20 protein-coding genes are annotated in these 26,866 nt (G+C 31.7%); 14 read left to right on the top strand and 6 right to left on the bottom strand.

The annotated features are described in order from the left end of the window. Positions 1-82 precede the first annotated feature (82 nt). The 5 genes from J3S90_RS01435 to J3S90_RS01415 all read left to right on the top strand — a co-directional run bounded on the left by J3S90_RS01435 (position 83) and on the right by J3S90_RS01415 (position 12,896). Positions 83-967 (top strand): tail fiber protein, encoded by an 885-nt coding sequence (locus J3S90_RS01435; RefSeq protein ID WP_210644232.1) that lies wholly within the window; start codon positions 83-85, stop codon positions 965-967. Positions 968-976: 9 nt separating this feature from the next. After that, the gene (locus J3S90_RS01430) at positions 977-9,451 is read left to right on the top strand and encodes a LamG-like jellyroll fold domain-containing protein (RefSeq protein WP_210644230.1); all 8,475 of its coding nucleotides are present in this window, start codon (positions 977-979) and stop codon (positions 9,449-9,451) included. A 68-nt stretch (positions 9,452-9,519) separates the two neighbouring features. Beyond that, positions 9,520-10,425, top strand: coding sequence for a hypothetical protein (locus J3S90_RS01425; protein ID WP_210644229.1), 906 nt, complete (start codon positions 9,520-9,522; stop codon positions 10,423-10,425). Between the two features lie 2 nt (positions 10,426-10,427). Further along, entirely contained in the window at positions 10,428-10,817 is a 390-nt protein-coding gene (locus J3S90_RS01420) for a hypothetical protein (protein WP_210644227.1), read from the top strand. 351 nt (positions 10,818-11,168) lie between these two features. Next, positions 11,169-12,896 (top strand): tetratricopeptide repeat protein, encoded by a 1,728-nt coding sequence (locus tag J3S90_RS01415; protein ID WP_210644225.1) that lies wholly within the window; start codon positions 11,169-11,171, stop codon positions 12,894-12,896. Between the two features lie 132 nt (positions 12,897-13,028). Here the strand turns inward: J3S90_RS01415 and J3S90_RS01410 are convergent, their stop codons facing one another. After that, on the bottom strand, positions 13,029-14,429 hold the full coding sequence (locus J3S90_RS01410; protein ID WP_210644223.1) for a trypsin-like peptidase domain-containing protein: 1,401 nt from the start codon (positions 14,427-14,429) through the stop codon (positions 13,029-13,031). A gap of 136 nt (positions 14,430-14,565) precedes the next feature. On the opposite strand from J3S90_RS01410, the gene dapF reads away from it, so the two are divergent. The 5 genes from dapF (at position 14,566) to J3S90_RS01385 (ending at position 18,655) form a co-directional block, all read left to right on the top strand. Then, complete coding sequence (dapF, locus tag J3S90_RS01405; RefSeq protein ID WP_210644220.1) at positions 14,566-15,348, top strand: diaminopimelate epimerase; 783 nt, start codon at positions 14,566-14,568, stop codon at positions 15,346-15,348. Between the two features lie 10 nt (positions 15,349-15,358). Further along, the gene (locus tag J3S90_RS01400; protein ID WP_210644218.1) at positions 15,359-15,892 is read left to right on the top strand and encodes a GNAT family N-acetyltransferase; all 534 of its coding nucleotides are present in this window, start codon (positions 15,359-15,361) and stop codon (positions 15,890-15,892) included. A gap of 64 nt (positions 15,893-15,956) precedes the next feature. After that, a complete protein-coding gene (mltG, locus tag J3S90_RS01395) occupies positions 15,957-16,997 on the top strand; it encodes an endolytic transglycosylase MltG (RefSeq protein WP_210644216.1) in 1,041 nt (346 codons plus the stop codon). A gap of 50 nt (positions 16,998-17,047) precedes the next feature. Then, a complete protein-coding gene (locus tag J3S90_RS01390) occupies positions 17,048-17,917 on the top strand; it encodes a DUF2279 domain-containing protein (protein WP_210644214.1) in 870 nt (289 codons plus the stop codon). Positions 17,918-18,013: 96 nt separating this feature from the next. Next, positions 18,014-18,655: a peptidoglycan-binding protein LysM gene (locus J3S90_RS01385; protein WP_188049636.1), complete on the top strand. Its 642-nt coding sequence runs from the start codon at positions 18,014-18,016 to the stop codon at positions 18,653-18,655. A gap of 72 nt (positions 18,656-18,727) precedes the next feature. Here the strand turns inward: J3S90_RS01385 and scpA are convergent, their stop codons facing one another. From scpA to udk, 4 genes are all read right to left on the bottom strand, one after another. Continuing rightward, positions 18,728-20,869 (bottom strand): methylmalonyl-CoA mutase, encoded by a 2,142-nt coding sequence (gene scpA, locus J3S90_RS01380; RefSeq protein WP_210644212.1) that lies wholly within the window; start codon positions 20,867-20,869, stop codon positions 18,728-18,730. Positions 20,870-20,915: 46 nt separating this feature from the next. After that, a complete protein-coding gene (locus J3S90_RS01375; protein WP_210644209.1) occupies positions 20,916-22,286 on the bottom strand; it encodes a methylmalonyl-CoA mutase subunit beta in 1,371 nt (456 codons plus the stop codon). Between the two features lie 44 nt (positions 22,287-22,330). Next, the gene (locus J3S90_RS01370) at positions 22,331-22,654 is read right to left on the bottom strand and encodes an FtsB family cell division protein (RefSeq protein WP_188049641.1); all 324 of its coding nucleotides are present in this window, start codon (positions 22,652-22,654) and stop codon (positions 22,331-22,333) included. A gap of 123 nt (positions 22,655-22,777) precedes the next feature. Then, positions 22,778-23,386 (bottom strand): uridine kinase, encoded by a 609-nt coding sequence (gene udk / locus J3S90_RS01365; RefSeq protein ID WP_188049642.1) that lies wholly within the window; start codon positions 23,384-23,386, stop codon positions 22,778-22,780. Positions 23,387-23,533: 147 nt separating this feature from the next. Here udk and J3S90_RS01360 point away from each other — a divergent pair, with 147 nt between their 5' ends. The 4 genes from J3S90_RS01360 (at position 23,534) to J3S90_RS01345 (ending at position 25,910) form a co-directional block, all read left to right on the top strand. Continuing rightward, a complete protein-coding gene (locus J3S90_RS01360) occupies positions 23,534-24,115 on the top strand; it encodes a Crp/Fnr family transcriptional regulator (protein ID WP_236023866.1) in 582 nt (193 codons plus the stop codon). A gap of 89 nt (positions 24,116-24,204) precedes the next feature. Then, entirely contained in the window at positions 24,205-24,957 is a 753-nt protein-coding gene (locus J3S90_RS01355; RefSeq protein ID WP_210644207.1) for a pirin family protein, read from the top strand. 38 nt (positions 24,958-24,995) lie between these two features. Then, positions 24,996-25,526 (top strand): YceI family protein, encoded by a 531-nt coding sequence (locus J3S90_RS01350; RefSeq protein ID WP_210644205.1) that lies wholly within the window; start codon positions 24,996-24,998, stop codon positions 25,524-25,526. Positions 25,527-25,595: 69 nt separating this feature from the next. Next, positions 25,596-25,910 carry a hypothetical protein gene (locus tag J3S90_RS01345; RefSeq protein ID WP_210644203.1) on the top strand — a complete coding sequence of 105 codons (315 nt, stop codon included), beginning with the start codon at positions 25,596-25,598 and terminating at the stop codon, positions 25,908-25,910. 37 nt (positions 25,911-25,947) lie between these two features. On the opposite strand, the gene J3S90_RS01340 is transcribed toward J3S90_RS01345, so the two are convergent. Beyond that, positions 25,948-26,829 carry an SDR family oxidoreductase gene (locus tag J3S90_RS01340; protein WP_188049645.1) on the bottom strand — a complete coding sequence of 294 codons (882 nt, stop codon included), beginning with the start codon at positions 26,827-26,829 and terminating at the stop codon, positions 25,948-25,950. Positions 26,830-26,866 lie beyond the last annotated feature (37 nt).

Below are 26,866 nucleotides of genomic sequence, written 5' to 3'. Positions count from 1 at the left end.
AAATAATTTTACCAATGTATTACAGGTATTCTATATAGTATGCGAAAACAGGTAAACAATTAAATTTTAAAAAATATAAATTATGAAATCAAAATTACTATTATCAACATTATTTTTGTTTTGTGCTATAACAGCGAATTTCGCTCAAACGTCAGTATCTCAAGCTGGAATTGCAATACAAGGAATTGCTCGTGGTGAAAATAACACGGCTATCGTAAGTCAACCAATAAATCTTAAATTTACTTTCTACTACCTTGACGCATCAAGTATTCAAAAGGTTATCTATTCTGTAACAAAAAATTTGACAACGGATGCTTTTGGTGTTTTTTCAGATGTAGTAGATCCTACGGCTGTAAATAATGCATTATTTGCAAATAAAGTCGTTTCTCTTAAAATTGAAAAAGGCGATGAGCTAATTTCTGACGAGCCTCTACGCCACGTTCCCTATGCTATTTCTGCAAATAATGGCGTTCCTACAGGTAGTATTATGCCTTTTATAGGAATTATAGCCCCGCAAGGATGGGTTTTATGTGATGGAAAACCTTTGCCAAACACAGCTACTGATTTAATCGCAATGTTAGGAAATTCAAACGCACCCAATTTACTAGGTATGTTCCTTAGAGGTACTGGTACTGCTGGTTCAGGACAAACAGGACCGGCTTTAAAAACGGTACAACAAGATGATTTAAAAAGCCATTTGCATAATGTAAGTTTGACTACATCAACAACCGGAGAACACAATCACACTAATGGTTCTTTCACTGGACTTTCACGTAATACTACTGGGAATGAAAGTACTACCGCTTCAGGTATAGATTCTACCAAGGGTGAGGTAGATGTAAAAAACCTAGGTACGCTGTTGCCTGCAGGTAATCACTCCCATAATGTTACGGGAAATACAGCTAATACGGGTACTACAGAAACGCGTCCAGTAAACTACGGTGTAAATTATATTATTAAATTATAAGCTGTAATTATGAAAAAAATACTAACAGCACTCGGACTCTTTTTTCTGGTAACAGGACTGTGGGCCCAGAATAATAAAGGGGCTAAAGTAGTCCCAGTTTCACAAGCTATTCAAAATGATAGATATACGATACAGGTTGGTGTTCCTTTTTTGGGAGTAAAAAAAGGAAGCGATATACGACTTCTTCAGCCTGCTGATGTTCGTTTCCCATGGGATGTTCTTTATATATATAACACTTTCGCAGAAGAATCTTTTGACGTGTCAAAAGGGTTTTTTGGTGATAAAGTAGTAATTAATTGGGATTTAAAAGCAAATATTAATTTAGTAAAAAGTATAAAGATTTACCGTAGAGTCTTTACAGAACTCAATAAAAAACCTTTTACATTAGTGGTTGGCCTTTCTCCTACTGAAACCACATATGAAGATAAATATGTTGAAGGAGGTGTTTTATACGAATATAAAGTACAAGCTGAAGGTGTGAGTGCTATATCAAGTTTGTATAACACTTTTATTACAGGCATAGGTTATCGAAATCCTACAGCAGTTGTAACGGGTAATATAAGTTATAAAGGAGGAAATCCTGTAAAAGATGCTATTGTAACTGCAACTCCTAGCGGAAGCGCATTAAGTGAAGGTAGTTCGCTGCTTATTCCAGCTACAACTTTTATTAGTCTAGAGAATTTAAGTACAACAATAGGAAATTCAGCTACTTTTCAAGCTTGGATAAAACCAAAAATAGCATTTACAAGTAATGCTGAACCAGCTATTAAATTATTTAATATTCAAAGTACTAATCCGATCGAAACTATTGAAGCTACAGTAAAGCTTAATGTGCAAAGTAATTCAATGGATGTTACTATTGGGGGAGATAAATATACTTTGATGAATTATTTTCCTTCAGGAAAAATAAATTCAAGAGGTAATGATGTTCTGGTTAAGATGGCTGACTTCAATACTTCTTTCGTTCATTTTTCAATAGTATTAAATGAAGGGAAAATTCCATTATTATATATAAATGGTAGACCAATTAATCAATCTTATAAAACAGAGGTGGATAGTAAACTAAGAGGAGTTGATGGTGCTTATGTTGCTCCGTATTTTGATGTTACTATTCCTACTGCTACAACGAGTTTTAAAGGTAAAGTTTGGGATAGTATAAAAATAGGAGGAGGATATGCTTTTTATATTGATGAAGTTAGAATTTGGAAAATGCCATTGGAGGCAGCTACAATTCGAACGGATTATTCCCGTTTTATTAGTGGAAACGATTCTAAAATGGTTTCATATCTAAGAGCTAATGAAAAAGTGGGTGCTTATGCTTATGATTTATCTAGGAATGGTTTTACTTACAATAAAAATCATGGTAAATTATGGGATGATAAAAAACCCGCTGAAGATAGGGTTACTTGGGAGACCGCTGCAGAAAATTATCCTTCTACCTCTCAATTAGGTATCTTGGGCGTAACAGATAGTAAAGGAAATTATCAAATTACAGCGATACAATATTCAGGTACTGGGGAATCTTATAACATTACACCTTTATACGGACAACATAAATTTGACCCTATTCAACAATTAGTATACTTAGGACAAGGATCAGAGGTAGTCAATAAAATTGATTTTATAGATCAATCCTCTTTTAGTTTTAAAGGAAAGGTACAATTTGATACGCGTGATGTTTTTCCTTCCTATGTTAGCCTATATGGAAAAGGCTCCAATAGTAATTTTATATCTGGAGGAAACAATATATTAGATGAAGGGTATAATTATTATGAAATTAATGGTGAAAAATTTTCTAAAGGAACATATTGGAAAAATGATGCTGGAACTCCTACAGATAAATCGGATGATTTTTTAGATGTTTATGCTAACATTTTTACAGAAGGAGCTAATGTATATATAGACGGAAATATTGTATTAGATGCAAATAATCTGCCTGTTGTAACCGATAGTAAAGGAGAATTTGATATTAGTGTACCAATAGGTAAACATTATATTACCGTAAAAAAAGAGGGACATCAATTTACCTATAATGGTCGTTTCCCTGCAGATACAAATGACTTAAAGGAGTTTTTCGAAGACTTTAATGAACCTGTTTGTTTTATTGACACTACAAGGGTTGTGGCGGTTGGTAAAGTAGTAGGCGGAACCGTAGAGGCAGCCAAACCTATTGGATTTGGTGAATCTGGTTTAGTGACAAAATCCGTTACAAATCTTGGAGTTACAAAAACACTTGAAATTAGTGCTAAAAACAATATTGGAAAAGCTAAATTTAATTTTGGATATGAGCCAAATGGTGCATCTGCCACACCCGAAACTAGCTATAGTTTCACAACAAATGTAGCCTCTGGTGAGTATAGAATATCTGTGATGCCTTTGAAATATAAAGTAGAGCCTGAAGATTTATTTATTGTAAATAATTCTCAAGATATTAAGATTTTAAAAGCGAGGGAAGAGTTCGATTTTTCAAAAATTCCAGATTCAAAAATTCCAGAATATGTATATAAAGATGAGAGTGTAGAAAAAACAATAAAAGGAAAACCTTATCATTACGAAAAAAGTTTTACTTACAGAGCTATTCCAGAATTAGAGGTGATTGAACAAACTTCGGATTTAACAGTGAAATTAGGGAAAGAAGAATCTATTTCAACAGATGGTTTTACTAATCCTGTTTATTCTCAATTTCATCCTTATAAAATTGTAATGAATCGATTTGAACGATATGTCAATAAGGATCCATTAGAAAATAGTTTACCAGCTGTTGAAGTTTCAGTTCCCGTAACTGATGGTGAGTTAATTAAAAACAATAATCTTGCTTTAGTAAATTCAGAAAATGTAACTGTAGATGGCAATAAGCTTACCTATACTTTTAAAGCAGGAGTACCTTCAATAACTCCTCCATTTGAAATTACAAGTACTTTAAAGTATAGACTAAATGAAAAGGATTATAACGTAAAGAATTTTAAACCAATAGGAATTATTTTAGGCGGAAAAGACGATGGTAGTAAAACATTTGTAACAAAAGGACCTACTGTTCCTGATATCATTTTAAGAGATCCTCCTGGGTCAAATAGTTTTGCATCCATAAACAAGGGTGAAAGTTTTTCTGTGACTACAGATGAAATGATTTCGATTTCAAATGAATTAAGTGCTGGTATAAAAACTTCTTTAGGAGCAACATTTGCTTTTGGTGGTGGTTTACTTGGGCCAGTTACAGAAGTAAAAACAATTCTTGACGTAAGTGGTTCAATAGGATTAACTACTTCGTCAGAATTCGGTAGTTCTTTAACCAAAACATATACCTTTAATCAAACCATTTCTACAAGTGATGATCCTAGTTTTGATGGCTCTGATGGTGATCTTTATATAGGGAATTCCTCAAACTATTTCTATGGTTCCTATGCTGATGTACAGGCGACAAAAACCAGTATAAGCCCAGATTCCTCTAAATTAATAAACAGTAAAGGAGAAAGTGTTTTTATTAGTAAACAAAAAGCAATGTCTTTTGTAGAGGAACCTTCACCTACCTTTTTTGTGTATTCACAAAAAAATATTCTCAACACGATTATTCCTGAGATACAAACTATAATTGATAATATTAACAAGGGTGTTATTAAAGAAACGGATCCTGGAGTAAAAAAGAAAAGTTCATACGAGAGTGATATCAATTTATGGAGAACCATTATTATGAATAATGAGAAAAGTAAATATATCGCAAAAAATGATCGTAATACCTACAAGAAAGGATTGCTTGATAATATTAGTTCATCTGCAGGAAAAATAAATGATCTTGCTGAATTTAAGGCTTTAGTAAATAAAAATTTTGCAGAAAACATCTCTTTTGATGCAGGTGTTGGAGAAATTTCAAAAACTATAGAATCAGGAATTGTAAAAGGAAGTTCATTAAATATTACACTAAGTCTAGATGAAAAATTCTCATTAGATTTTGGAATGACACTAAATGATCTTGGTTTTATAAAAAACGTGTCAGGTAGTTCTAATCAAAACATTAGTAATACTGATAATCAAGAAAGTACATCAACTACACAAATAAGTTATACCTTAAAAGATAATGATAAATCTAATTATTTAAGTGTTGATGTAGTAAACTTATTTGACGGTAACGGACCTGTTTTTATTACACAAGGTGGTAAAACTTCTTGTCCGCATGAAGGAGCTGAACTTTCTCATTTTTATAACAAAAATACTTATAATCCTTTTGCAACTATAATTAGTGAGCTTGCTGATGATATGCGAGAAGAATTAAGTTTTGCTACTCAAAAAGTGGAAGTTCCAATACTTTCTGTTGTTGATAATAATGTAAGTAACATTGCAGAAACCAAAAAAGCAGAATTTGAATTAAAATTAGAAAACAACAGCGCAACAGGTTCGGACACAGATTTCTTATTAATTGTAGACAATACGACAAATCCTAACAATGCAATTACAAATATTGAACCCAATGGTACTATCGTACGTGTACCTTACGGAAAAACAGTTGTTTATAAATTGACATTAGGAAAGTCTATTTCAGATATTTATGATTATAAAGATATTAAAGTTCGTTTGCAATCATTATGCGATGGTGAGGATGTAAGTTCCGAAGTTCTTATTTCGGCACATTTTATGCCCTCTTGTTCAAGTGTAATAGTAAGTGCACCATTAAATAATTGGGTACTTAATAAAGAAAAAGCTTTTAACACGGATGGAACCACAAAACCTTTGTCAATTAATTTGATGGGGTATAGTACTAAATTTAAAAGTTTCAAGAAAATTGATTTAGAATATCGTTTAGCTTCAAGCCCTAATTGGGTCCGATTGAAAACCTATTACGGTAGCAAAACTTTTTATGATGAAGCTATAGCAAATAATGAAACTGAAATAACTGAAATTGGTGCAGCTACTAATTTAGTTTATAGTTTTGATATTGCTAATTTAGGATTAATAGATGGAAATTATGAGATAAGAGCTAGAAGTACATGTACTAATGATACCGAGTTTATATCGGATATTATTACAGGAAGAGTAGATCTACATTCTCCACAGCTTTTCGGAACTCCTCTACCTATTAATGGGATATTAGGAACAGGTGAAGATTTAAAGATTAGCTTTAACGAAAATATATCTTATAATTCAGCGGTAAGTACTATTGAAATAAAAGGTCAGACAAATCAGTTGCCTATTGATCATAATGTTTCTTTATATTTTGAAGGGAATGCCAATACGGTAGTAATTAATGATCCAAAAATTATTCCAGGTGATTTAACGTTTGAGTTTTGGATGAATAATGCAACCAAAACTACTGCAGCAACTTCTATTATTTCACAAAAGGATGGGTTAACTATAGGTCTCAAAGATACAGATGGTCTTTCTTTTACATTAGGAGGAATCACAACTTTAGCAAAAATTAAAAAGGATAATTTATTTCATCACTATTCTTTTACTTATAAAAGTAGTAACGGTGATTTGAGAATCTTTGAAGATGATTCAGAAATTGGTAGTAGTACTGGAAATACTAATATGCAGTTTGCTAATAATAATCCTTTAGTGCTTGGAGGAAATACTTTTATAGGGAATTTACATGATCTACGTTTTTGGAATAAAACTATAAGTAGAGATGAGTCTTATGCAAAAATGTATGCTAAACTTTCAGGTAATGAAGCCAATTTAAACGGATATTGGCCAATGAATGAAGGTCGAGGTTTGATCGCTAAAGATTTAGTTCGTTTCAAACACGCTACAATAAGTGCATCCTGGGACATTAAGCCTAAGGGAACATCCTATGATTTTAATAGCGGACAATATTTAGTTATGGATAATGTAAATTTTGTTCAATTGACTAAAGAAATGGATGCTACGATGGAGTTTTGGATTAAAACAGGAACTGCACAACAAGCAACCTTATTCTCAAATGGAAAAGGAGATGGTTCAGATGTTGTTCAAAGTAATGGATTAACTAATAAGTGGTCTCTTGAAATGAATAATTCGGGTTCATTACTTCTTCAAAGTGAAGGCAAAACATATGTTCTAACAACAAAAAGCATTACTGATAATCAGTGGCATCATGTAACATTATTATTCAATAGAGTTGGTTCATTAAAAACGTATGTCGATACACAACTGGTATCTTCTAACCCAATGAGTGAAATTGGAGGTTTCTCTGGTAATAAGATTTGGATGGGTGCTAGAGGATCACGTGACCTATCAGGTAAAGAAACAGTTGATAGAATTTTTACCGGTAAATTAGATGAATTTCGTTTATGGAATACCTTACGTAATTTAGAACAAATAGAACGAGATAGTTACAATGAAGTTGATGTAGAAAGTATTGGGTTACTATTGTATGCCCGAATGAATGTTCCTGAACCAGCTATCGCAAAAGGTCCAAGATATTATCATGCTGATGCTAATGAGACTGTAGTGGTAAGTAATGCTAATTTAAGTAGCGGAAACCTGCAATATGCTAATGATGTTCCACCAATTAAGCCAGAACGACAGTTAGTTAAATTTTTGACTACTCATGTAATCAAAGACGGTGAAATGATTATTGCTCCTATTGTCACCGATTGGGCATCATTAGAAGGGCAGACATTAGATATTACCGTTCATAGAATGTTTGATGGTGTAAATAACATGCAACAATCTCCAGTTACCTGGACTGCTTATGTTAATCGCAATGAAGTAAGTTGGTTTGCTGAAGGATTTAATGAAATAGTTGACATTGAAAAGAACAGTAACAAAGAGAGCGTTTTTGAAATTACATTGATTAATAAAGGTGGAAAAAAACATCCTTTTACGATTAATAATATCCCAACTTGGTTAACATTGACTAAAAAATCGGGTGTTATTGAGCCTAATAGTAAAATAATTGTAACGGCTACTATTGATAAAGAAATCGCAGTAGGGGAGTATGTAGAGAATTTATATTTGCAAACAGATTTTGCTTACGATCAAAAGTTACCCTTAAAACTAAGAGTATTAGCTCAAGAACCAAATTGGTCTGTAGATCCTAAGCTTTTTGACTATAGTATGAATATCATTGGTAAAATAAAAGTTGATGAACTATTATCAACTGATTCTCATGATAAAATTGCAGTTTTTCATAAGGATGAAGTTAGAGGAACAGTTAAGCTTGTTTATAACGAGTTGTATAAAGAATATTTTGTCTTTTTAACAGTTTACAGCAATACTAATTCTGGTGAAGAGTTGAGGTTTAAAATATGGGATGCCTCACAAGGTAAGGTCTTAGAAGCAACTATAGATTCTAAAATGGCTATTACTTTTTTAGATAATGATGTAATTGGAACTTTAAGTAAATCAAGTATATTTTCAAATACAGGTTTGATTGAACAACAAATTGTACTTAATAAAGGCTGGACATGGACCTCCTTAAATATTTATGATGAGAGCTTTTCAGATATAAACAAACTAACTAAAGGTCTAGTCCTAGAAACTTCCAACCGCATTTTGAGCCATTCTCCGGCACAACTTGAAACCTATTTTAAGGACTTATCAAAACCTTCAAACAGCCAGTGGTCTGGATCCATAAGTGCTAATGGAGGATTGTTTGCTTCTAAAATGTATAAGTTTAATACCAGTAATGAGCAAATACTAGAGATCAAAGGAAAACGGGTAGATTTATCTAAATGGAGTTTTCCAATTAAAGAAAATTGGAACTGGCTCCCTTATCCTCTAGCATCAAATAGAGCAACTAATGAGGCTTTAGCTTATTTTGAAGCGACTGATGGTGATGTAATAAAATCTCAAAATTTATTTGCGGTATATGATCCAATTATCGGATGGCATGGTACACTAAAGTACTTAGAAACTGGAAAAGGATATATGATGAAGTCAGCAAAACAGCAGGTTTTTAAATACCCTTATTATCAAGATAACGCAAGAACAATATCCAAAGGGGTTTTAGACAACGAACAAGAGGGTATTAGAACGGAGTTTAAACAATACTCTGAGAATATGAATGCTATTGTTTTATTGCCAAAAGGCTACAATGAACTGTTTGTGTATGATGATAGAGGAGTGCTTAAAGGAATTGCCAAAAATCAAATAGTGAATGGCAAAGAACTTAGTTTTATCACAATTTTTGGAGAAAATCCTCAAAAGTTATCTTTTTCTATTGGCGATGGATTCAATAAAAAAACTACTTCTAAATCATTTGTTTTTAAAGGGAACGAAGTACTTGGTACTGTGTTGTCACCTATTGTTTTAGAAGCAGTTTCTACCCAAGTTAGTGTGTATCCAAATTCATTTGAATCGCAATTAAATATAAAGTTAAATGCAGATAAAAAACAAGAAATTTCTATTCAGCTTTTTTCTATGGCAAATCAACTGCTTTTCACTAAAAATATGCAAGTAGAAGTTGGAGAAAGTGTTGTAGAAATAGTTCCTAATGTTGCTCAAGGTGTTTACATCTTACAAATAAAAATTGACGGAAAAATAGAAACTTTTAAAGTAATAAAAAATTAATTGTAAAATCTTTAAACTCTTAAAAGTAGCATTTATTGCTACTTTTAAGAGTTTATAATCAATTTAATATGAAAAATTATATACATACGTTATTACTTATTTTTATAAGTATAAATGCATTTGGGCAATCTCCAAACTGGGTAGTAAATGAAAATAATTTTCAGTACACCATGTCTTTTGAAGGCTTTGTTACTGTTGATGGTAGAGATTTGTCTAGTCCCAATGATAAAGTTGCAGCTTTCGTAAACGGAGAATGCCGCGGTGTTGCCTCATTACTTTATGTTGCAAGTGAAAAAAAATACTTTGTTTATCTAACTGTTTTTTCTAATACAGAGAACGAAAATATCAGTTTTAAAATTTATGATTCGGTAAGTAATTCAATTAAAAATGTAGAAAATTCAAAAGTATTTGAAAACAATAAACATTTTGGTAATCTTTTTCAAGCCTTCAGTTTTGCAAGTCCAACTTTAAACAATGAAGCTGATATTGTTGATTTTGGATTTAAGGATTTGAAAATAAGTAATAAAACTATAGTTGGATCTAATATTACAATTTTTGTTGATAATGTAGTAAATATTTCAACACTTAATTCATTATTCGAGTTAAGTACTGGAGCCCAGTTATATTTAGAAAATACAATTCAAATTCCAGGATCAAATAGTATAGATTTTAGTAAACCAGTTGTATTTCAAGTACTATCAGAGAATCGATCTGTTTTAAAAAAATGGATAGTTTACTTGAAAGTAGGAGCAGCAAAATTTTATAAAAAAGATGTAGTATGTTATGCAGGTGGTGAGATAAAAGTGGTTTATCCAGAGAATAACGCAGAAACAATTTTATCAAAAGACGGTGCTATTATTGACAGGAAAAGTATAATTAATGGTGAAACCTTTTTTAATAATTTAATATCGGGAACATATCAAATTGAGATTGCAGGATTGAATAAAGAAATAATCATCAAACAAAAGAAATAATCATGAAAAACAAATATTTTCTTATTCTAGCACTGTTAATTATCACCTTTTTTAGTTGTTCTACTGAAGAAGTTCCTAATACTATTTATGCCTCTGAGATTTCTTTTGTACACGCAGATGGAACAGCAATTTCTGTTAATGAATGTAATAATTCTAATTTAAAATATGCAGTAAAAATTCAAACGACATCTAAGTCTAATGCAAATGGAATACCCTTAAAAGTAGATTACTCTGTGAACGGAGTTTTATACACTATGAATTTTACAATGAGTGGCGCCCAAATCAATCCAATTGAATTAGCTGAAGGGAATAATTCAGCCTACATAATAGGAACTGATTATAAATCTTCTTTTAACTATATTACTCAAGGTGATTTTGAATTAGTCGAATAATTGCCAAACAATATAAATCAGCTTTTTTGAAGCACTAAAATTAATTTTATTAAAAACCTTCATTTTTTTGATTTTGAAGGTTTTTTTATTTTTATTAATTCACACTTTTCAAACTTTTATAGCTGAATTAGATTTTTGTTTTTTAATTAACTACAATTTTCAAAAAACAATCTAATTATACTTTAATAATTTTTTAATATGTAAATATTATATTTTAGGTTTTTTTAATAGTAATTACTTTATTTGTAAATTATATCTTAATTGATTAGTTTGTTTTAAGTCAGTTTAAATTGATTTCTTATAAATAAATCTCTATTTATTAATCTGTTACCATGAAATTTTAAGAAATCAATGCATAAAAAAAGATGCAACTTTTTTTTGTTATTTGTCTTTGTATTATTACAAAGTAAGGCTCAGGTCTCGACTCTAACGCTGTTTAAGAATAAAAATAAAACGATTGAACAGATACTGCTTCAAAATGAAAATTTTGGAAAAGATAGTCTTTCTTTAAAAAAATATTTAAATCCTTTATTAAAAACTGCAGAATTCGAAGTTGTTTATCATGCACTATTGGCCAATGGTGCTCTGAAGGATTTTGATAAAATTAATAAATTTAGTGACTTTCATTTTTTAAAGTCGATCTCATTAGCCAAAAAACAAACAGATGTAGCTATAGTAATTTGGACACAAATTAATTATGTTAACTATTTGTATAATTACAGAGACTATTCAAAGCTAACACCTATTTTGTTAGAAGTAATTAAACAAATACAAAGTATAAAACCCTCTGAGATGATTTTGCCTGGCTTATCTTTTAAAAAAATAGGTTGGATTTTACAGACTTTTGGGGATTATGAAGATTCAGAATATTATTTAAAATTAGCCAAGAATTATACATCTAAAAATTCTTCTGAATATTTAGATGTTTTAAATGCTATTGGATCCAATTATTTATATAAAAATGACTTAAAGAACTCCGCTTATTATTTTAATAGAACTGCTCATTTATCTAAACAAATTAAAGACACATTAAGTTACGCTAAGTCATTAGGATATTTGGCATTAGTATCCCAAAAACAAGGGAATCTTAAAAAAGCAATTTCGTTAATAAATCAAGATATTTTACTATCAGAAAGTTGCAAAAACGATAAAAATACAATGTATGCATCCATTTTGTTATCGGAGCTGTATCTTGATTGTAATGAATTGGAAATGGCAGAAAAGTTTCTTAACAAAGCAACATATATTGCGAAATCAAAATCTTATTTTAATGTTTCAGAATATAAAATAATTAAGCTTCAATTATCAATTATGCAAAAACAGCATAAGACTGAAGGAGAATTAGCACTTAGACGCCAATTAATAACCTTAGAAGATTCCTTAAGAAATACTGACGGAGAAATGGCTGTTAGTACAGCAAACTGGAATATAAAGAAGACAAAATTCGAGCAGAAAATAAATTTTTCTAAACTGAAATATCAAAACGAATCATTTTTTAAAAATATTTACTTGATTACTGCTTTACTAATTATGTTTTTAACTTTATTTATTTACTTTAATTTTAAAAGAAAAATTAAAAATAGACAGTTAGAATACAATCAAAAGGTAATTCAAATAGAGATGAATATGCTTGAAATGGAAAAAAAATTGTCGGAGGCAAATGAAAATTTAAACACGCAAATTGATTATTTAAAAAATAAGAATATTCAAATTAAGAAATTGAAAAGTGAAATAAGTGCTATTCAACACTCTTCTTCCTATTATTTGGAAGAAAAAAACGGAAAATTAACTGCTCTATTAGAGTCTCATTTGATGACAGAAAATAATTGGTTACTCTTTAAAAGGGAATTTAAAAAAGAGTTTCCTGATTTTTATCAAATGATTTTATCTGAATTTAAAGAAATTACCGATTCTAATATGCGTATTTTATTGTTGCAAAAACTTAATTTTAGTAATAGTGAAATAGCTGAATTGTTAGGTGTTACCATTGACGCGATAAAGAAATCAAAACAAAGATTGAAAAATAAGTTAGGAAGTCGATACGGAAAACTAGAAAATAATTTAAATATAAATACATGATTTATTTTATTAAGAAAGTTTAAAAAAAACTTGCTGAAAAGTTACTTGTAATAATTTTAAAAAAAAGTCTCCTAAAAATAAATTTAGGAGACTTAATTACAATTTGGTATTTAACAATAACTTTATTTTAGTTTAAATGATAACACGGATTACTTCTCCATTTTTATTAATCATTTCTAAACGTACAGTTTGATTTTCTTCTTTTTTATTAATAATCTTAGCTACAGTTTCAATATCTGTTGCTTTTACATTATCAATGCTCAAGATAATATTTCCTCTTAATTCATCATCATATTGTTTCAAGTTTTCACTTGTGATCGATTTTATTTTGACACCATAATCAATTTTAAATTTCTTTTTGTCTGCTGCGTCTAAGTTTTCTAATTCGATTCCTTTAAATTCAGTACTAAAAAATTCATTTTTACTTAGAATTACAGGAACGACCTTTGTATTTCCATTTCTAATATAAGTAACTTGTATTTTATCATTGGGTCTTTTTGTATTAATGTATCCAGAAAGATCTGCAAAAGTGGAAATGCTTTGATCGTCTAATTTGATGATAACATCTCCTTTTGTTAATCCAGATTTTTCGGCACCAGAATTTTTAGTTACCTTATTAATGTAAAAACCTTGTGTTTGAGAAATACCTAATTCTTTAGATGCGATTCCGTTTAATTCCCCACCTTCAACCCCTAAAATTCCTCTTTGAACATTACCAAATTCCATCAAGTCTTCGATTATTTTTCTTGCAATGTTGGAGGGTACAGCAAATGAATATCCAACATACGATCCTGTCATCGAAGAAATCATGGTATTAATACCAATTAATTCACCACGAGTATTTACTAATGCACCACCACTGTTTCCAGGATTTACAGCCGCATCTGTTTGTATAAACGATTGTATTCCGCTAGTGTTAAGGTCTCGCGCTTTCGCTGAAACAATTCCGGCAGTTACTGTTGAGGTTAAATTATAAGGATTTCCTACTGCTAAAACCCACTCTCCAACTTTAACAGAATCTGAATTGGCAAAAACGGTGTACGGTAATTTTTCATTAGCATCAATCTTCAATAAGGCAATATCCATTTTTGAATCGGTTCCAATCAATTTTGCCTGATACGATTTTTTATTATTCAAGGTAATTTGAATTTCAGATGCTCCTTGTATTACATGATTATTAGTAACAATATATCCATCTTCTGAAATTATTACTCCAGATCCTGTTCCTACTTGTTCTTGAGATTGTCCTCCTTTGTATCCATAAAAATATTCTAAGATCGGATTGCTTACCGTTCTTCTAGAAACGTTCTTAACGTGAACAACGGTATGAATTGTCTTATCTGCAGCTTCAGTAAAATCGAGCACATCAGCTGATAATCCTATTTTTTTAGAATAAGAATCTGGAGCAGTGGTTACGGTTCCATTTTTCTGCTGAGAAAAATACCCATTTGTTTCAAATAATACTTTGTAAGCGCTTAGTGTTACTGTTCCACTTAATAACGAAACCAATAAAAGTGTTGAAAATTTTTTCATATTAAATTCGTTTTAAAATATTTTATACGTAAAATTAACACTAAAATCATTCCATAATTTCTAGTTTAACGCTCTTTAACAATGATTAACATTTCATTAATAGTTCGTACTTTTGTGTAAATTAATACATCCTAAAATGCAATTAGAATTTTTTAAATACCAAGGAACAGGCAATGACTTTGTAATGGTAGATAATCGCACCAAATTTTTTCCAAAAGAGAATACAAAACTAATTGCTCAATTGTGTGACAGACGTTTTGGCATCGGTGCAGACGGCTTGATTTTGTTGGAAAACGATACCGAAACAGATTTTAAAATGGTCTATTACAATTCTGATGGTAATCAAAGTTCAATGTGCGGTAATGGAGGTAGATGTCTAGTTGCTTTTGCTAAAAAATTAAATGTGATCCAAAAAACAACTACTTTCATGGCAACAGATGGCTTACATCATGCTCATATTAGTGACGATGGATTAGTTGCACTTCAAATGATTGATGTTTCTGATGTGAATGTTAATCCGGAATTTGTATTCCTTAATACAGGATCTCCACATCATGTTCAGTTAGTCAGCAATTTAGAACAGTATAATGTAAAAGAAAACGGTTCTCAAATTAGATACAGTGAATTGTATGGAAAAGAAGGAAGTAATATCAATTTTGTCAAGCAAATTGACGAAAGTACTTTTACTTTAAGAACTTATGAAAGAGGCGTAGAAGATGAAACACTATCTTGCGGAACAGGTGCTACAGCAGTTGCTATAGCAATGAATGTACTGGGTAAAACAGATTCTTGTAGTGTAAATTTGAATGTACAAGGTGGTAAATTAATCGTTTCTTTTGTAAAAGAGGATTCTGTTTTCAAAAAAGTAATGCTTAAAGGGCCGGCAAAATTCGTTTTTAATGGAATTATTGAAATTTAATAACGTAAAAATGAAAACATTAAAAGGCAGTACTATTTATCTTCGTGCATTAGAACCAAATGATTTAGAGTTTATTTATGCAATAGAAAATGACCAAACTATTTGGGAAGTTAGTAATACTCACACCCCATATAGTCGTTTTTTAGTGAAACAATATTTAGAGAATGCACATCAAGATATTTACGAAGCCAAGCAATTGCGTTTGGCTATTTGCAAAGATCAAGATTTTCCAGCATTAGGATTAGTAGATTTATTTGATTTTGATCCAAAAAATAATAGAGCAGGAGTGGGTATTGTTTTACAAGGCGCTGAAAACAGAAATCAAAACATTGGTTCTGAAGCATTAGAGCTATTAATTGAATATGCATTTTCTAATTTAAATTTACATCAATTATATGCAAATATTGGTACTGAAAATGTAGCAAGTAAAGCGCTTTTTACTAAATTTGGATTCGAAATGATTGGTGTGAAAAAAGAATGGACTTTTGTAAAAGGAAAATACAAAGACGAAGCTCTTTTTCAATTGATCAATACTACTTTCTGATTTTTATTTAAAAATCAGTTACCAAAGCTTTTAAATAGATATTCTACAAAATAAAATGCCACAAATGAAATTAAAAAAAATTATAACAATAGTAGCTGTTGCTTTAATAACGGTATTATTAATTTACGGTTTTATTCTCTTAAACCAAATTTTTTCGCCGAATACAAAATTCTCAGAAAACGAAGTGTATGTATATGTTCCTACTGATTCTAACTATAAGGATGTACAAAAAATACTTGCACCTTACGTAGAAAATATGGGTCGTTTTGATTTGGTTGCAGATAAACGAGGGTATTCCGACAATGTGATTCCAGGTCGTTTTTTATTAACAAAAGACATGAATAGTTTTGCGCTAGTAAAAACAATGAGACTTAATTCTGCTGTGAAATTAGCTTTTAATAATCAAGAGCGTATTGAGGATTTAGCCGGACGTGTGGGTTCACAAATTGAAGCAGACAGTCTTTCCCTACTTACTTCTTTTAAAGATTCTATTTTTTTAAAGGAAAACGGATTTAATGAAGAAAATGTGTTAGCGATGTTTATTCCAAATACTTACGAAGTATACTGGAACACCACTGCGGTTAAGTTCCGTGATAAAATGATCAAGGAATACCGTAGTTTTTGGACTAAGGAAAGAGTGGCTAAAGCAGAAAAACAAGGTTTAACCCCAATTGAAGCAACAATATTAGCTTCTATCGTTCATAAAGAATCGGTTAAAAAAGACGAAAGACCAAGGATTGCAGGTGTTTATTTAAATCGTTTAAGAGCAGGAATGCCACTTCAGGCTGATCCTACGGTAATTTATGCCATCAAAAAGAAATCGAATGATTTTGAGCAAATTATTAAAAGAGTTTTTTATAATGATTTGACAATGAGTCATCCTTATAATACTTATAAAAATTTGGGACTACCTCCAGGGCCTATTGCTATGCCTGATATTACTGCTCTTGAAGCGGTATTGAACCCAGAGAAAAATGACTTTATTTATTTTTGTGCAAGTATTGAACGTTTTGGATATCATGAATTTGCTGCTACATTAGCTGAACATAATTTAAATGCAAAAAAATATTCTGACTGGATTAACAGTCAAGGAGTCAAAAGATAGTTTTGAAATTTAAAGTACCACTTCTTTTTTTTATTTTAATATATTTTCAAATGGGCTATTCTCAAAAGAGTCCATTTGAAAATACATTAAGGCCATCAGATTCTTTAAATCATATCAGAAAAAATACTGTTATTATTTCAGAAATTGCAATTGGTGCGGGAACTTTGATCGGTTTAAATCAACTTTGGTATGCTGATTATCCCAGATCAAATTTTCATTTTATAAATGACAATTCAGACTGGCTACAAATGGATAAAGCAGGGCATGCATTTTCTTCCTACCATTTGGGTCGATTGAGTTCAGAAATGCTAAAATGGAGTGGAGTTTCTAAGAGAAAACAGTTACTCTACGGATCGGGTTTGGGATTTGTATTTCTTACCGCTGTTGAGGTATTAGATGGATATTCATCACAATGGGGAGCCTCTACTGGAGATATTATAGCGAATGCTTCGGGAACGGCTTTATATGTTTCACAAGAGTTAATCTGGAACGAACAACGTATAACCCCAAAATTCTCTTTTCACACTACAAAATATGCTGATTTAAGACCTGATGTTTTGGGAAGTTCTTTTTCTGAACAAATTCTAAAGGATTATAATGGTCAAACATATTGGCTTTCCTTTAATTTATATTCTTTTGCAAAAGGAACTAAAATTCCTAAATGGCTAAATCTGGCTGTTGGTTATGGAGCAGAAGTAATGATTTCAGCAAATCAAAAAAATAATAGTATTTATTCTTCAACTGGTACAAGGCCATTTAGGCAGTTTTATCTAAGTTTAGATATTAATCTTACAAAAATTAACACAAATTCTTCTTTACTTAAAACTCTTTTTTCTGTTATAAATACTATTAAGGTTCCAGCCCCAACAATTGAGTTTAAGCGTTTTAACGATGTAAAATACCACTTAATCTATTTTTAGAAAACTTTAACTATCTGATTATCAGTATAAATAATTTTATTGTATCTTTGCACGTAGAAATTTCATAACGGGACAGCGTTTGAAGAAAAACAATTTATGATAAAGAAATGGTATTTTTATACAAGTCTAACTGTTATTACAGTTTTTTTAAGTTTAGGTTTTAAACCTGCTAATTTAGAAACCCACCCCTGGTTTCTAATAAATGAAGAAGATGGTACACACTACTTATATCCATCTCAAGAAGCGGAGGAGTACACTAATTTAAGTATCCCTTTTACTGGTAATTTCTTTGTTGGATTCAGAGAAGCAGTTGGCTTTAAAGAATCTGAAAGTAAATACAAAAAAATTAATTCCTTAGGTTATATGGGAAAATACCAATTTGGTATTGAAACATTAAAATCTGTAGGTATTAATGATAGAGTTGCTTTTCTGAATAGTCCTGAATTGCAAGAAAAAGCTTTTTTGGCTCTTTTAGCTAAGAATAAATGGGAATTAAAAAATGAAATTGAAAAATACGAAGGTACTGTTATGAATGGTCTTCGCATTACAGAATCAGGAATATTAGCAGCTGCTCATCTTGGTGGTGCTGGTTCTGTAAAGAAATTCTTTCGTTACAATGGAAAACGCAATTTTACGGATGCCTATGGAACTTCAATAAGAAGTTATATGAAAATGTTTGGTGGCTATGATACTTCATTCATTGTTGCTGACGTAAATGCAAAAGCAAAAAATATTTAAAATAGTATATAGAATAAAAAAAGAAGGCTATCATTATTTGATAGCCTTCTTTTTTTTAAAACAGTAAAAATATTATTCTTTGCTTTCTTCAAAACTTCCCATTAAAATTTCTAATATTTTAATTGCTGCTTCACTGATTTTTGTTCCAGGTCCAAAAACCGCTACAGCACCAGAGTCAAACAAAAACTGGTAATCTTGTGCGGGAATCACTCCTCCAACAACTACCATAATATCTTCGCGACCATATTTTTTAAGCTCTTCTATCACTTGAGGAACTAATGTTTTATGCCCTGCAGCTAATGAAGAAACACCTAAAATGTGAACATCATTTTCTATGGCCTGTTTAGCTGCTTCCTCAGGGGTTTGAAAAAGAGGACCTATGTCAACATCAAAACCAACATCAGCATAACCAGTAGCAACAACTTTGGCTCCGCGATCATGACCGTCTTGCCCCATTTTTGCTATCATGATTCGAGGTCTTCGTCCCTCTTGCTTAGCAAATTCATCAGCCATTTGTTTTGCTTTTTCAAAACTTTTGTCGTCTTTTATCTCTTTACTATACACACCGCTAAAGGATTTAATTTGTGCTTTATATCTTCCGAAAACTGTTTCTAATGCATCGCTAATTTCTCCTAATGTGGTTCTATTTCGAGCAGCATCAACAGCTAAATCTAGTAAATTACCTTCGCCAGTTTGAGCACATAGTATTAATTTTTTTAGAGAATTTTGCACTTTTTCAGAATCTCTAGTTGCCTTAATGCGGTCTAATTGCTCTAATTGTTGTTTGCGAACCATTTGGTTATCTACATCCAATATTTGCAAAGGGTCTTCTTTTTCTAATCGATATTGATTGACTCCAACTATAATATCTTGTCCACTATCAATACGTGCTTGTTTCCTCGCAGCTGCTTCTTCTATGCGCAATTTTGGAATTCCAGATTCGATTGCTTTGGTCATTCCTCCCAATTCCTCAACCTCTTCTATTAGTTTCCAAGCATTTTCAGCGATTTCATTGGTCAAACTTTCTACATAGTAACTTCCTGCCCAAGGATCTACTGTTTTAGTGATTTTTGTTTCCTCTTGTAAATACAATTGTGTATTTCTAGCAATTCTAGCAGAAAAATCAGTTGGTAATGCAATAGCTTCATCCAGCGCATTGGTGTGTAGCGATTGTGTTCCGCCAAATGCTGCTGCTGCTGCTTCAATACAAGTTCGTGCTACATTGTTAAAAGGATCTTGTTCAGTTAAACTCCAACCAGAAGTTTGGCAATGCGTTCTAAGTGCTAATGATTTATCATCTTTTGGTTCAAATTGTTTGACCAATTTTGCCCATATCATTCTTCCTGCACGCATTTTGGCAATTTCCATAAAATGGTTCATTCCAATTGCCCAGAAAAAGGATAATCTTGGTGCAAATTCGTCAATTTTCATTCCGGTTGCTAAACCAGTTCTAATGTATTCTAATCCGTCCGCTAAGGTGTAAGCCAATTCAATGTCAGCAGTAGCTCCCGCTTCTTGCATGTGGTATCCAGAAATTGAAATTGAATTAAATTTCGGCATTTTTTTACTGGTATATTCAAAGATATCAGCAATGATTTTCATAGACGGCGTTGGCGGATAAATATACGTATTACGCACCATAAACTCTTTCAAAATATCATTTTGAATCGTTCCAGAAAGTAATTCCGGTTTCACTCCTTGTTCTTCGGCAGCTACTATGTAGAAAGCCATAATGGGTAAAACGGCACCGTTCATCGTCATAGAAACAGACATTTCATCTAACGGAATTTGGTCGAATAATACTTTCATATCTTCTACAGAGTCGATAGCAACACCAGCTTTTCCTACATCACCAACTACTCGCTCATGATCTGAATCATAACCTCGATGTGTAGGTAAATCAAAAGCGATAGAAAGTCCTTTTTGACCAGCCGCTAAATTTCTTCTGTAAAAAGCGTTACTTTCCTCCGCTGTTGAAAATCCCGCATATTGACGAACTGTCCAGGGTCTTCGAACATACATAGTGGCATAAGGTCCGCGTAAATTTGGCGCAAAGCCAGCTCCAAAATCAAGATGATGAAGATTCTCTGTATCTTTTTCGGAGTAGGTTTGTTTCAGTTCAATATTTTCAGCAGTTAGAAAACTTTTTTCGTCTGCACGTACTGCTTTATCTTCAGGCTGTCCTAGTTTTATATGTTGTATGTCTTTTCTCATTTCTATTTTGCCAAATTAAAACTTGCTAATCAATTTTTTAAAACGTTTAATTATCTTCTAATTTCAAACGCTCTTGTTCTAAGCTTTCCGCTAAACGCTTTTCGATTATCGGTTTGATTAATGTTTTTCTTGGATTTTGCTTTACGAAAGGGAACAATTCTAAATCCTCTTTCATTCTATCTTGTTTATTAGGATGCTTGTTGGTTCCTAATAATATTTCTTTTCCCGTATCAAATAAATCTTGCTCGGCATCGGCACTTTCTTGAATTTTTCTTTTGATAATTCCGTCATTCAGTTGTTTAAGAAAACCACCATTTGCCTCAATATCTTTGAATAACGCTAGCGATTTTTCCGCTAATTGATTGGTAAGGTTTTCTATATAATAACTTCCGTCAGCTGGATTATTTACTTTATCAAAATAGCTTTCATTTTTTAAAATCAACAATTGGTTTCTGGCTATTCGATCACCAAATTCATTGTCTTTATGGTATAAAGCATCGTAAGGTAAATTAGCAATAGCATTCGCACCGCCAATAATAGCACTCATACATTCGGTTGTAGTACGTAACATGTTTACATTATAATCGTATAATGTTTTATTTCGTTTTGTAGGTGAAACTATAATGTTACAATCTAAATTATGGTTGTATTCTTTAGCGATAAGATTAAACAGTAGTCTCAATGCACGTAATTTTGCAATCTCAAAAAAGTAGTTTGTTCCTACTGCTACTTTAAAAACTATAGGTTGCTCGATCGACTCTATTCTATTAAAATATTCATTGACATGACCTAAACTATAGGCAATTTGCTGAACAATAGTTGCACCAGCATTCTGATACAAAGAAGAATTAATGCTGATTAAAGAAATCGCTTTAGTTTGTCTTGAAAGTAAATTCAGTGTTTCAAAATTATTTTTTTCTTTGGTCGTAAACCAATTGCCGTCTTTGGCTAATTGTCCAATTGGATCTAGATTACAAAAGATAGTTGTGTTAGTTTTGGCAGCAAAAGCGTCAATCTTTTTTACGAAATCGGTTGAAATAAAGCTTAGGTTAAAATAAACAGTAACATTAGATAACGGCAAATTCTCCAATAAATTGGTAATATCAATCGATTCATTTTCAATGGAAAATCGAATACTGTCTGCGCCACGACTTAGTGTATTTATGGCTCTTTCAATTGATTTTTCTACATCATACACAAAGATGTTTTGACATATTTTAAATTGAGTCGCTTTTGTAGCAACAGAAAATGTTTTAGCCAGTTCATCCTTATGGTAAAACGGTTTTACCTGAATATCTTCTGGAGAATTCCAAACTAAGGTTTCATTGTAATCAGCTCCCTTGAGTTCAAATTGAATTTTTTGTTTCCACTGTTTAGAAGAAATGGGATTGAAATCATCGAAAAGAGTAGCAGCCATTTTATTCGTTTATTATGTGATGGTTTTTAATAATCAAAACTTAATTATTTTTTTTCAATTGTGTCGCCTTCAAATTCTATGATATAAATATCTTCACTATCTTTTTTCATATAGTATTTTTCGCGGGCGTATTTTTCTATCTGTTCGGAGTTTTTTAATTGCTTAATGTTCTCCTGATCTTTCCTTATTTCTTCTTTATAATAGGAAGCATTATCCTCAAGATCTTGAATTTGCTGGTCTAAAATTCGATGATCAAAATAAGAATAATTATCTAAAAAAGTCATCCATATACAAAAGAACATCAGTACCCAAACGTATTTGTTACTTAAAAATTTAAACCAAGGTTTGTCTTTATATGGATTTTTCATTTTTTTATTTTTAGCCCCGATTGTAATGGAAATCCTTTTTTCCTCGTTCTTTAGAGGGAAAAAGATTGAAATGAAAAGCGGGAATAGCTCCTAATCATTAATAAATTTAAAAATACGACTAATTTATAGTATTTTTTGATTAATCACTGCCCGGACTACATCTATGGCTACTGTATTGTATTTGTCGTTTGGAATAATGATATCAGCAAATGCTTTTGTAGGCTCTATAAACTGTTCGTGCATTGGTTTTAATGTAGTTTGATATCTGTTAATAACCTCTGTCATATCCCGTCCGCGTTCTGCGATATCTCTTTTCAGACGGCGAATTAATCTTTCGTCAGAATCAGCATGAACATATATTTTTACATCAAAAAGTTCTCTTAACTCTGGGTTTGCGAGAATTAATATTCCCTCTACAATCATCACTTTTCTGGGATGAGTAAAAACAGTATCATCGGTTCTGTTGTGTGTTACAAAAGAATATACGGGTTGATTGATGTTATTTCCTTCCTTTAATTCTTTGAGATGTGCTACCAATAATTCAAAATCAATTGCGCGAGGATGATCAAAGTTAATTAAAGCTCTTTCGTCAAAAGAGAGACCGTGATTTTCTTTGTAATACGAGTCTTGAGAAATAATACCGACTTCTGTTTCGGGTAATTCATTCATAATCTGATGTACAACGGTTGTTTTTCCGCTTCCCGTACCACCTGCAATTCCAATAATGAGCATAAAATTTCTGTTATATTTATAGTGGTACAAAAGTAGGAATTTAATCGGGAGTGAATTTTGTTTTAGTAGAAATATTTGCTAATTTAATAGGTCTAGTATTCATTTTTGATAAACATTTTTTATCTTTAGTTTCTAAAACTACTCACTTTGCATTCACAAATCAATACTAATATAGGAAGATACGTCTCTTTTGACACTAATGAATTAGCTATTTTTAATTCCTTAATGGAGTTTAAAGCTGTTCCTAAAAAAACGATTTTGCTTCATGAAGGTGAAATGTGCAATTTTGAAGCTTTTGTTATTAAAGGCTGTGTTCGAAAGTATTATATTGATGCCAATGGTTTTGAAGTTATTCTTCAGTTTGCCATTGAAAATGCTTGGATCAGTGATATTTCGTTTAGTATCTATGAAAAAAATCCGAGTAGAGTTTATATTGAAACTATAGAAGATTGTGAGTTCTTTATGTTTAATCCCGAAACGAAAGAAGAGCTTTTTAGTAAAGCACCAAAGTTTGAACGTGCTTTTCGAATTTTGATGCAACGCAGTTTGGCCGTTACTCAAGAACGACTTTTTAATACTATTTCTAAAACTGCTACAGAAAAATATATAGAGTTTTTAGAACATTATCCAGCACTTCCGCAACGTGTTGCTCAACATTACATAGCGTCTTATTTGGGTATTTCGGCTGAATTTTTGAGTAAAATAAGAACAAAAATGGCAAAACATTAAATTTCAGTTTTTTTTATTTCTTGTCCTAGTTCAATGTATTGGCTTTTTTTTTGACGCAACTTTGTACCATAAAATTAAAGAAAACGACAATGGAAAATAAAGATACTACCGCAAACCATAAAATTGCTAATTACATTTTGCATAAAGCCGATTCTCGAGGTCATGCCAATCATGGCTGGTTAGAGTCCTATCACACTTTTAGTTTTGCGAATTATCAAAATAAGGATCGCATGAATTTTGGTGTTTTGCGAGTGCTTAATGATGATAGAGTAAATCAGGGAATGGGTTTTGGAAAACATCCGCACGATAACATGGAGATTATTTCTATTCCGCTAGAAGGTGATTTAGAACATCAAGATAGTATGGGAAATACCACTGTTATCAAAGAAGGCGATATACAGATTATGAGTGCTGGAACAGGGATATTTCACAGTGAGAAAAATAAGAATCAGAATCAATTAGTTAAGTTTTTGCAGATTTGGATCTATCCTAACAAAAAAAATGTAACTCCGCGTTATGACCAAATTACTCTTGATCTAAAAGATCGCCATAATAAATTACAGCAAATATTATCTCCAAATCCAGAGGATGAAGGGGTTTGGATTCATCAAGATGCTTGGTTTCATATAGGGAGATTTGATAAAGGATTCTCCAATTCTTATCCATTAAAAAAATCAGGAAACGGAATTTATGCTTTTGTTTTGAAAGGCGATTTTACGGTAGGAGACATTCATCTTAATGAACGTGATGGTTTAGGAATTTGGGATACGGAATCTATCAAAATAACTGCTGATTCCGAAGGAGCAGAAATTTTATTGATGGAAGTACCAATGGAATTATAATTTAACAAATAAAAATAATTAATTTAAATAATACTAATATGACAACAACAAAATGGGCAATAGACCCTACACATTCAGAAATTGGTTTTAAAGTAAAACACATGATGTTTACTAATGTTTCAGGTAAGTTTACCAAATTTGATGCTTCTATTGAATCTGATGAAACTGATTTTGAAAATGCTAAAATTCAATTTACCGGAGCAATTGACTCAATAGCTACAGGTAATGCAGATAGAGACACACACTTAGTAAGTGCTGACTTTTTTGATGCTGAAAAGTTTCCGGAAATTAAATTTGTAGCAACATCGTTTACAAAAATTAAAGATTCTGAATACGATTTAACTGGTGACTTAACGATGCACGGTGTTACTAAATCTATAAAATTACCTGCAGAATTTAGTGGCTTAATGAAAGATCCTTGGGGAAATACAAAATTAGCTTTTTCATTAGAAGGGAAAATTAATAGAAAAGATTGGGGATTAAACTGGAATTCAGCACTTGAAACGGGTGGCGTTTTAGTTGGTGAAGAAGTACGTTTGGTTATTGAATTACAATTTATCAAACAATAATTTTTATTTAAAGAATAAAACAACAAATCCTCAAAATTTTTGGGGATTTGTTGTTTTTAAAGTAAAACTATGGAAATTATTAATATTTTATACATAGGAAGAAATGCTCAAATACTCGATATCGTAATCCGACTTATTAATTCAAATGACAACTGGAACGGAGTTGGAATGTTATGTGATGAAAAAGCGAAACAAGTTTTTATGCAAACGAATTTTTCTATTGTATTATTGGGCCCTGGCATTGAACAAGAAAGGGAGTCTGAATTGCGTTCTTATTTTACAAAGGTAAATCCCACTATAAAAATAGTTCAGCATTATGGAGGTGGTAGTGGTTTACTGCAAAGTGAGATTTTAAGCGCCATTGCTCCTGCAGAGAATAGATAAAAAAAAGAGCCTTTGTGAGGCTCTCTTTTTATGCGTATTATTTATTTTTTTTTGCTTTGATCATCATTTCGAGTTGATCCCAAAGTTCCTCTGGAATTGCTTCTAACAAATTAAATTGTCCGGCACCTTTAAGCCATTCTCCACCATCAATAACTACTACTTCTCCATTTACATAAGCTGAAAAGTCAGAAACTAAATAAGCTGCTAAATTGGCTAATTCCTGATGATCACCAACACGTTGTAGAGGCACTTTTTTTGCCATGTCAAATTTCTCCGCTAAGTCACCTGGTAATAATCGGTCCCAAGCTCCTTTTGTAGGGAATGGTCCTGGAGCAATCGCGTTGGTGCGAATTCCGTATTTTGCCCATTCAACAGCAAGACTTCTGGTCATGGCTAAAACTCCTGCTTTTGCAGTAGCACTAGGAACTACATAAGCGGAACCCGTCCAAGCATAAGTAGTTACAATATTTAAAACAGTAGATGATTTTTGTTTGGTATCAATCCAATGTTTTCCAAAAGCAAGTGTACAGTTTTTGGTTCCTTTTAAAACAATATCAATAACGGTATCAAAAGCGTTTGCAGACAATCTTTCGGTAGGAGAGATAAAGTTTCCAGCTGCATTATTTAATAAAACATCTACCTTACCAAAAGTTTTCAAAACTTCTTGTAGCATGTTTTCTACTTCTTCATAATGACGCACATCACATTGTATAGGAAGACAAGATCCGCCAGTTGCTGCTTCTAGTTCTTTAGCCGTGTTTTTTAATTTTTCTAAATCTCTGGATGTAATGGCAACTTTAGCGCCAAGTTCAAGGAAATATTGGGTCATTGCTTTTCCTAAACCACTTCCGCCACCGGTTACTACAATCACTTTGCCTTTAAGAGCATCATCGCGTAACATTTTATCTGTATAACTCATAATTTCTATTTTTTGAATTGTAAATATAACGAAATCA

It is taken from the genome of Flavobacterium flabelliforme (assembly GCF_017948675.1).
In the GTDB taxonomy this organism is placed as follows: Bacteria; Bacteroidota; Bacteroidia; order Flavobacteriales; family Flavobacteriaceae; genus Flavobacterium; species Flavobacterium pygoscelis.
The sequence above is the reverse complement of the archived record's forward strand: the minus strand, read 5'-3'. Positions and strand labels throughout refer to the sequence as shown.

Bases quoted from the DNA above. Each gene is read 5' to 3' on its own strand.
- J3S90_RS01420 (WP_210644227.1), top strand. From the start codon at position 10,428: ATGAAAAACAAATATTTTCTTATTCTAGCACTGTTAATTATCACCTTT.
- scpA (WP_210644212.1), bottom strand. From the start codon at position 20,869: ATGAGAAAAGACATACAACATATAAAACTAGGACAGCCTGAAGATAAA.
- J3S90_RS01370 (WP_188049641.1), bottom strand. From the start codon at position 22,654: ATGAAAAATCCATATAAAGACAAACCTTGGTTTAAATTTTTAAGTAAC.
- J3S90_RS01400 (WP_210644218.1), top strand. From the start codon at position 15,359: ATGAAAACATTAAAAGGCAGTACTATTTATCTTCGTGCATTAGAACCA.
- dapF (WP_210644220.1), top strand. From the start codon at position 14,566: ATGCAATTAGAATTTTTTAAATACCAAGGAACAGGCAATGACTTTGTA.
- J3S90_RS01355 (WP_210644207.1), top strand. From the start codon at position 24,205: ATGGAAAATAAAGATACTACCGCAAACCATAAAATTGCTAATTACATT.
- J3S90_RS01415 (WP_210644225.1), top strand. From the start codon at position 11,169: ATGCATAAAAAAAGATGCAACTTTTTTTTGTTATTTGTCTTTGTATTA.
- J3S90_RS01385 (WP_188049636.1), top strand. From the start codon at position 18,014: ATGATAAAGAAATGGTATTTTTATACAAGTCTAACTGTTATTACAGTT.
- J3S90_RS01375 (WP_210644209.1), bottom strand. From the start codon at position 22,286: ATGGCTGCTACTCTTTTCGATGATTTCAATCCCATTTCTTCTAAACAG.
- J3S90_RS01425 (WP_210644229.1), top strand. From the start codon at position 9,520: ATGAAAAATTATATACATACGTTATTACTTATTTTTATAAGTATAAAT.
- J3S90_RS01345 (WP_210644203.1), top strand. From the start codon at position 25,596: ATGGAAATTATTAATATTTTATACATAGGAAGAAATGCTCAAATACTC.
- J3S90_RS01340 (WP_188049645.1), bottom strand. From the start codon at position 26,829: ATGAGTTATACAGATAAAATGTTACGCGATGATGCTCTTAAAGGCAAA.
- J3S90_RS01410 (WP_210644223.1), bottom strand. From the start codon at position 14,429: ATGAAAAAATTTTCAACACTTTTATTGGTTTCGTTATTAAGTGGAACA.
- J3S90_RS01435 (WP_210644232.1), top strand. From the start codon at position 83: ATGAAATCAAAATTACTATTATCAACATTATTTTTGTTTTGTGCTATA.
- mltG (WP_210644216.1), top strand. From the start codon at position 15,957: ATGAAATTAAAAAAAATTATAACAATAGTAGCTGTTGCTTTAATAACG.
- udk (WP_188049642.1), bottom strand. From the start codon at position 23,386: ATGCTCATTATTGGAATTGCAGGTGGTACGGGAAGCGGAAAAACAACC.
- J3S90_RS01390 (WP_210644214.1), top strand. From the start codon at position 17,048: ATGGGCTATTCTCAAAAGAGTCCATTTGAAAATACATTAAGGCCATCA.
- J3S90_RS01350 (WP_210644205.1), top strand. From the start codon at position 24,996: ATGACAACAACAAAATGGGCAATAGACCCTACACATTCAGAAATTGGT.
- J3S90_RS01430 (WP_210644230.1), top strand. From the start codon at position 977: ATGAAAAAAATACTAACAGCACTCGGACTCTTTTTTCTGGTAACAGGA.